This window comes from Massilistercora timonensis, from assembly GCF_048354975.1.
Taxonomy (GTDB): domain Bacteria; phylum Bacillota; class Clostridia; order Lachnospirales; family Lachnospiraceae; genus Massilistercora; species Massilistercora timonensis.
The window spans coordinates 20,722-28,553 of the sequence record NZ_DBGCJQ010000058.1 but is presented as its reverse complement, the minus strand read 5'-3'; the positions used below and the strand labels follow the sequence as shown (position 1 = coordinate 28,553).

Below are 7,832 nucleotides of genomic sequence, written 5' to 3'. Positions count from 1 at the left end.
AGATGACAGAGGTGGCCAATATCTTAAGGAACGCCACCAGCAAAAGCCTTCTGATCCTGGATGAGATCGGACGGGGCACCAGCACCTTTGACGGACTGAGCATCGCCTGGGCGGTGATCGAGCATATCAGCGACAGCAGGCTTCTGGGAGCAAAGACTCTTTTTGCCACCCATTATCATGAGCTTACCGAACTGGAAGGCAAGATCGATAATGTAAACAACTACTGCATCGCCGTGAAGGAGAAGGGGGACGATATCATTTTCCTCCGTAAGATTGTAAAAGGCGGCGCGGACAAGAGCTACGGCATCCAGGTGGCCCGTCTGGCAGGAGTTCCGGACTGTGTGATCAACCGGGCGAAAGAGATCGTGGAGGAGCTGGTCCACGCGGACATCACCACCCGGATCAAAGATATCGCCGTCCACGGCCATGAGCCGAAGATCAAGACGAAGAAATACGACGAGGTGGATCTGGCCCAGATGTCTCTTTTCGACACGGTAAAAGACGACGATATCATCCAGGAGATCAAGGAGCTGGATCTGGGGAACCTGACGCCTATAGACGCCTTAAATACACTGTATCAGCTTCAGAACAAATTGAAAAACAGGTGGTAGCATATGAACAAGATTCAAGTACTGGATCAGATAACCATAGACAAGATCGCCGCCGGCGAGGTGATCGAGCGCCCGGCCTCCATTGTGAAGGAACTGGTGGAGAATTCCATCGACGCAGGCGCCACGGCGGTGACGGCAGAGATCAAAGAAGGCGGGATCTCTTACATCCGTATTGCCGACAACGGTAGCGGAATTGAGAAATCCCAGGTGCCTTCTGCTTTTCTGCGCCATTCCACCAGCAAGATCCGTACAGCGGAGGACCTTACCCACATCGCTTCCCTGGGGTTCCGGGGAGAAGCTCTTTCCAGCATTGCGGCAGTGTCCCAGGTGGAACTGATCACCAAGACAGAGGCGGAGACATTCGGCACTGTCTACCGGATCGCGGGAGGAAAGGAAGAGAGCATGGAGGATACCGGGGCCAGAGACGGCACCACCTTCCTGGTGCGCCAGCTTTTCTACAACACCCCGGCCCGGCGTAAATTCCTGAAGACGCCAATGACAGAGGCAGGCCATGTCAGCGACCTTATGACCCGGCTGGCTCTGTCCCACCCGGAGATCTCTTTCCAGTTTATCAATAACGGCCAGTCCAGGCTCCACACCTCCGGCAACGGAAACCTGAAGGATGTGATCTACCATGTCTACGGGCGGGAGATCGCGGCCAACCTTCTGGAGGTAGACCATGAGGAAAAGGGGATCCACATCACCGGATATCTGGGAGCGCCTCTGATCTCCAGAGGGAACCGGAACTTTGAAACCTATTTTATCAACGGAAGATATATCAAAAACCAGGTGGTCTACAAGGCCATCGAGGACGCTTACAAGGATTTCTCCATGCAGCACAAGTATCCCTTCGTGGTGCTCCACATCGCCATCGACGGCACGGCGGTGGATGTAAATGTCCATCCTGCCAAGATGGAACTGCGGTTCAGTAACCAGCAGGAGGTCTACAACGCGGTGTTCGCTGCGGTGGATCAGACCCTGCATAAGAAAGAACTGATCCCGGATGTGAAGCTGGAAGAGCCGGCGAAGACCCAGGAGAAACCTGTTCCAGGGGGCGTTTCCTTTGAGACATCCGTCCCGGCTCCCGCAAAGCTCGCGGCGGAACAAAAAAAGCCGCCCAGAGAGCGGGATCTTGACTACTTCATGGAAGAGATGAAAAAGCGGGTCCGCTCTTATCATGAACAGAATTCTGCGGCAGAGGTGAAAGGGCAGGGCGAGATCTTCAAGCCAAATCGTCAGATGGACCGGATACGGGAAGCGGCGGCCTACGCGGCTAAATCCGGATCAGATGATCCAAAGAAGCAGCCAGCTTCTGATCCTGTAAAAGAGCCCCGGCAGATGGAGCTTTTTGAAGGGAATCTTCTGAAAGGGGAAAACCGGCCGGATTATCAGCTGGTGGGCCAGGTGTTTGACACGTACTGGATCGTTCAGCAGGAAGACCGGATGTATATCATCGACCAGCATGCCGCCCATGAGCGGGTGCTTTACGAGAAGACCCTGCAGAGCATGAAAACCCGGGAGTTTACCTCTCAGATGATCAGCCCGCCCATTATCCTTAACCTGACCATGCAGGAGAGTGATCTTCTGAAGAAATATATGGACCGCTTCACAAGGATCGGCTTCGAGTTCGAGGAATTCGGGCAGGAATCCTACGCGGTGCGGGCAGTGCCGGGGAATCTTTTCCACATCGCCAAAAAGGAACTGCTGCTGGAGATGCTGGACAGTCTCTCTGATGAGATCACCCGGAATCATTCCTCGGATCTGATCGACGAGAAGATCGCCTCCATGTCCTGCAAGGCGGCGGTAAAAGGGAATATGCGTCTTACCGCCCAGGAGGCGGACGCCCTTATCGGAGAACTTCTCACGTTAGAGAATCCCTATCACTGTCCCCACGGCAGGCCAACCATCATCGCCATGTCCAAACGGGAACTGGAAAAGAAATTTAAAAGGATTGTATAGATTATGAGTACAAAGAAACCACTGATCATCCTTACCGGCCCCACCGCGGCAGGAAAAACGGAACTGTCCCTTATGCTTGCCCGTGCAGTGGGCGGGGAGATCATTTCTGCGGATTCCATGCAGGTATACCGGCAGATGGACATTGGCACTGCCAAGATCCGGCCAGAGGACATGCAGGGCATCCCCCACCATCTTATCGATGTGCTTGATCCGGCGGAAGAGTTCCATGTGGTGCGGTTTCAGGAGATGGCCAAAGAGGCCATCGAAAAGATCTGCGCCGCAGGCCACATTCCCATTGTTGTGGGGGGCACCGGGTTCTATATCCAGGCGCTGCTCTATGATATTGATTTCTCCCGGCACGAGGAGGAGGAGAATTTCCGCCATGACCTGGAGGCCATTGCCAGAGAGCAGGGGGGAGAAGTGCTCCATGAGCGTCTCCGCAAGGTGGATCCCGAATCCGCTGAAAAGATCCACCCCAATAATGTAAAGAGGGTGATCCGGGCCCTGGAATTCTACCAGGAAAACGGGGAACCCATCTCCCGGCACAATGAGAAGGAGCGGCAGAAGGAGTCTGCCTATCAATCCGCCTACTTCGTTCTTACTGACGAGAGGAGCCGTCTCTATGAACGGATTGACCGGCGGGTGGATGAGATGATGGAAGCGGGACTGGAAGAGGAAGTCCGCAGATTAAGAGATAAGGGGTATACAAGAGAACTGGTGTCCATGCAGGGGCTGGGATACAAGGAGATCCTGGACTACCTGGAGGGAGACTGCACGCTGGAGGAAGCGGTCTACCGGATCAAGAGGGACACCCGGCATTTTGCCAAGCGCCAGATCACATGGTTCAAGCGGGAGCGGGACGTGATCTGGATCAACCAGAAGGACTATGATTACGATAAGCAGAGGATCTTGCAGAAGATCCTGTATGAATGGGAGGGAGTATCATGCTGCGAAATATCTTGCGAAAAAACCAGTTTTTAAAGAAAATGAATACGTTGCTGGAGCTGTATTCCTACAGCCACAATACCGAATCTACCTATCAGGAGCTTCTGGCTTTAGAGCCCCTGATCCGCACCAAGGGAGAGCGGGCGCTTTTCGACCTGAACCGGGCGTCCCTTCTCTACGATATGCGCAAGTTCCGGGAGGCGGCGGACATCCTGCTGGAGATCCCGCCGGTGAATCCCCAGTTTGACGCGCAGTGCGCCCAGATGAAGACCAAGATCATGGAGGCCATGTAGAAAGGAAGACAAGAAATGTTACAGACATCTCAATTATACAGACAGCTGGGGATCCGGGAAGAGGTCCTGGCTTTTGCCGATGATACGGAGAAACAGTTAAAAGACCGGTTTGCTGCCATTGATGAGATGGCGGAATACAATCAGCTGAAGGTGATCCATGCCATGCAGGAGAACCGGGTCTGCGAGGCCTGTTTTAACTATGCCAGCGGCTACGGATACAGCGATCAGGGAAGAGATACCCTGGAAGGGGTATATGCCTCTCTTTTCCACACAGAGAGCGCTCTGGTGCGCCCTCAGATCACCTGCGGCACCCACGCCCTTTCCATTGCCCTGGCAGCCAACCTGCGGCCGGGAGACGAGCTGTATTCCCCGGCAGGGAAACCTTACGACACCCTGGAGGAAGTGATCGGAATCCGGCCTTCCAACGGGTCTCTTGCAGAATATGGGATCACTTACCGGCAGACCGACCTTCTGCCGGACGGGACCTTTGACTATGAGGCCATCAAAAAGGAGATCAATGAAAAGACAAAGCTGGTGACGATCCAGCGGTCCAAGGGCTATCAGACCCGTCCCAGCTTCTCAGTGGAAGAGATCGGGGAACTGATCGCCTTTGTGAAGAAGATTAAGCCTGATGTGATCTGTATGGTGGACAACTGCTACGGAGAATTTGTAGAGGAGCGGGAACCCAGCGATGTGGGAGCGGATCTGGTGGTAGGTTCCCTTATCAAGAACCCCGGCGGCGGGCTTGCGCCCATCGGCGGCTATATCGCCGGAAGAGAGGATCTGATCGAAGCCTGCGCCTACCGGCTCACCTCCCCGGGACTTGGCCGGGAAGTAGGAGCCTCCCTTGGGGTGATGCAGTCTTTCTATCAGGGATTGTTCCTGGCGCCGGTGGTATCGGCCAGCGCCTTAAAAGGAGCCATCTTTGCGGCTAACCTCTATGAGCGCCTGGGATTCCCGGTGATCCCTAATGGTTCGGAGGACCGTCACGATATCATCCAGGCGGTGGAGCTTGGCACCCCGGAAGGTGTTATCGCCTTCTGCAAAGGGATCCAGGCCGCGGCGCCGGTGGATTCCTATGTAACTCCGGAACCATGGGCCATGCCGGGCTATGACAGTGACGTGATCATGGCGGCAGGGGCTTTCGTCCAGGGGTCTTCCATTGAACTTTCTGCGGACGGTCCCATCAAACCGCCCTATGCCGTATATTTCCAGGGAGGGCTTACCTGGCCCCACGCCAAGCTTGGCATCCTGATGTCCCTGGAATATCTGGCAAGGGAAGGGCTTATCACCTTATCCTAAGTTCTGTATGGCAAAAGGAGGGGATGGGATATGAAGAAGATCGCCATCATTGGGGCGGGAGCGGCCGGAATGACTGCCGCCATCGCCGCTGCCAGAACGGCAGAAGAAAAAAAGAATCCATGTGAGATCTTCCTGCTGGAACACAACGACCTGCCGGGCCGGAAGATCCTCTCTACCGGAAATGGCAGATGTAATCTTACCAATGAAAAGATGGGTCTCCCCCATTTTCACAGCCAGGATCTGCAGAAGGCCGCCGTCGTACTGAATGCCTTCGGTCTGGAGGAAACCCTTTCCTTTTTCCATGGACTTGGACTGCAGACAAAGTCCCGGAATGGTTATGTCTATCCGCGATCCGACCAGGCGGCCGCCGTGCGCATCCTTATGGAGCTGGAACTGAAGCGGCGGAGGATCCAGGTACACTCCGGGATCCATGTGGATGAGATCCAAAAAGCAGAAGATGGTTTTGTCATCCGCGGTTCCGGAAAACAGTTCCTGGCAGACCGGGTGATCCTGGCTACAGGGGGCAGAGCGGCTGCTGCCCTTGGCTCTGACGGAAGCGGATATAAGCTTGCCCGTTCTCTTGGCCACAGCCTGCTTCCGGTGGTCCCGGCCCTGGTGCAGCTTAAAGCAAAGCCCCATCCCCTCTCCAAGGCCTCCGGTGTGCGTGTGGAGGGAAAGGTGACGGCTATCTGCGGTGGGAGAGAAATGGCCGGCGATCAGGGAGAACTGCAGATCACTTCTTATGGTATCTCCGGGATCCCGGTGTTCCAGATCAGCCGCCATATCGCGCTTGCTCTTGCACAGGGCGAACCGGCACAGGTGGTAGTGGATCTGGTTCCCTGGATGGAGGAAGAAGAGTTCTGTTCATTTCTAAAGAAAAGAGCGGAGGGAAGAGAAGCCGTGGCAGCAGGAGATTTCCTGATCGGGATCTTCCCTGAGAAACTGATCCCGGCGCTTCTGTCCATTGCCCGGATCAAAAAGGATCTGCCGGTGGGCGAACTGGAACCGGAGGCATTTCCCCGGTTTGCCCGGATCTGCAAGTCCGTTTTCCTGAAGATCTCTGACACAAACGGGTTCGACAATGCCCAGGTGTGCGCAGGCGGGATCCCGCTTGCGGAGGTCAATGAGACAACCATGGAATCCCGGTGCGTAAACGGTCTTTATCTTGCGGGAGAGATCCTGGATGTAGACGGGGAATGCGGCGGCTATAACCTGCAGTGGGCCTGGAGCAGCGGGTATCTGGCAGGGCTGCACGCAGCACAGTTATGATTTCCCCAGGAAATTTTTCCCGGAGATCCCTGGCTCCGTCATGTTGACCGGATTCAGGATACAGTCCAGTTCCTCTTTGCTCATCAGATCCTCTTCCAGGATCAGGGAACGGACAGATTTACCGGTTTTCAGTGCCTTTTTGGCAATATCGGCGGCCTTTTGATACCCCACGTGAGGGGAGATCGCAGTGATCAGACCGATGCTGTTCTCCGCCAGTTCCTCACAGCGCTCTTCATTGGCTGTGATGCCGGATACGCAGTTGTCCACAAAGGTGCGGACCGCATAGGCCAGGGTATCGATGGACTGGAACATACAGTAGAAGATGATAGGCTCGAAGGCATTTAATTCCAGCTGACCGGCTTCCGCTGCCATGGTAATGGTGATGTCGTTGCCGATAACGTTGAATGCCACCTGGTTTACCACCTCCGGGATCACCGGATTGACTTTCCCTGGCATGATGGAAGAGCCGTTCTGTTTGGGCGGGAGATTGATCTCGCCGAATCCGGCTCTTGGACCCGAGGACATCAGCCGCAGATCGTTGGCGATCTTGGACAGGGTCACGGCGCAGGCCTTGATGGCGCCGGATACCGCCACGAAAGGATCCAGGTTCTGGGTAGCGTCGATCAGGTCGAAGGCCTGGACGAAGTCCATTCCGGACACCTCCACCAGATTGGGAACGATCCGGTTTAAGTATACCTTGTCTGCATTGATCCCGGTGCCGATGGCAGTGCCGCCCATGTTGAGGAACCGCATCTCGTCCATGGCCTTGTCCATCCGGTTGATATCCCGCAGCACCGCAACAGAGTAGGCGTGGAATTCCTGTCCCAGACGGATGGGGACAGCGTCCTGCATCTGGGTGCGCCCGATCTTGATCACATGGTCGAATTCTTCTGCTTTCTGGGCAAATGCCTTGTGAAGCCGCAGCAGTTCTTCCTTCAGGACTCTAAGAAGCCGGAGAGAAGTCATCTTCCCGGCGGTTGGGATCACGTCGTTGGTGGACTGGCCGCAGTTCACATGATCGTTGGGATTCACTACAGAATAGTCTCCCTTCTTCCCGCCCAGGATCTCAATAGCCCGGTTGGCGATCACTTCGTTGGCGTTCATATTAAGAGACGTGCCGGCGCCGCCCTGGATGGGGTCAACAATAAAATCCTTGTGAAATTTCCCTTCGATGATCTCATCGCAGGCCTGGACAATGGCAGTGGCCCGATCCTTGTCCAGGATGCCGATCTCACAGTTGGTGATGGCAGCCGCCTTCTTGATATAGGCCAGACTGTTGATGATCTCCGGGTGCATGTTAAGCCCGGTGATATGGAAATTCTCTGCCGCCCGCAGGCTCTGTACGCCGTAGTAAACGTCCTCAGGGACCTTCTTTTCTCCAATAGAATCTTTTTCTGTCCGGTAATCTGTTCTCTTATCCATGATAACCCTCCCTTTCTTTTCTGCTTTCAGT

At 54.9% G+C, this 7,832-nt stretch carries 7 protein-coding genes; 6 read left to right on the top strand and 1 reads right to left on the bottom strand.

The window, feature by feature from the left end:
• The 6 genes from ACML7B_RS05015 to ACML7B_RS04990 form a co-directional block, all read left to right on the top strand.
• Positions 1-611: MutS-related protein (locus tag ACML7B_RS05015; protein ID WP_418539526.1), on the top strand; the 611-nt coding region annotated here is incomplete at its 5' end.
• 3 nt (positions 612-614) lie between these two features.
• Positions 615-2,570 carry a DNA mismatch repair endonuclease MutL gene (mutL, locus tag ACML7B_RS05010; RefSeq protein WP_418539525.1) on the top strand — a complete coding sequence of 652 codons (1,956 nt, stop codon included), beginning with the start codon at positions 615-617 and terminating at the stop codon, positions 2,568-2,570.
• Between the two features lie 3 nt (positions 2,571-2,573).
• Positions 2,574-3,551 (top strand): tRNA (adenosine(37)-N6)-dimethylallyltransferase MiaA, encoded by a 978-nt coding sequence (miaA, locus tag ACML7B_RS05005; RefSeq protein ID WP_418539524.1) that lies wholly within the window; start codon positions 2,574-2,576, stop codon positions 3,549-3,551.
• Entirely contained in the window at positions 3,515-3,808 is a 294-nt protein-coding gene (locus tag ACML7B_RS05000; protein ID WP_242973546.1) for a hypothetical protein, read from the top strand. Before miaA ends, ACML7B_RS05000 begins: the two co-directional genes overlap by 37 nt.
• A gap of 15 nt (positions 3,809-3,823) precedes the next feature.
• Positions 3,824-5,110 (top strand): aminotransferase class I/II-fold pyridoxal phosphate-dependent enzyme, encoded by a 1,287-nt coding sequence (locus ACML7B_RS04995; protein ID WP_106788190.1) that lies wholly within the window; start codon positions 3,824-3,826, stop codon positions 5,108-5,110.
• 30 nt (positions 5,111-5,140) lie between these two features.
• On the top strand, positions 5,141-6,379 hold the full coding sequence (locus ACML7B_RS04990; protein ID WP_418539523.1) for an NAD(P)/FAD-dependent oxidoreductase: 1,239 nt from the start codon (positions 5,141-5,143) through the stop codon (positions 6,377-6,379).
• Here ACML7B_RS04990 and ACML7B_RS04985 read toward each other — a convergent pair.
• Positions 6,374-7,801, bottom strand: a complete 1,428-nt coding sequence (locus ACML7B_RS04985; protein WP_346708375.1) for an aspartate ammonia-lyase — start codon at positions 7,799-7,801, stop codon at positions 6,374-6,376. The genes ACML7B_RS04990 and ACML7B_RS04985 overlap by 6 nt on opposite strands.
• Positions 7,802-7,832: the final 31 nt, after the last annotated feature.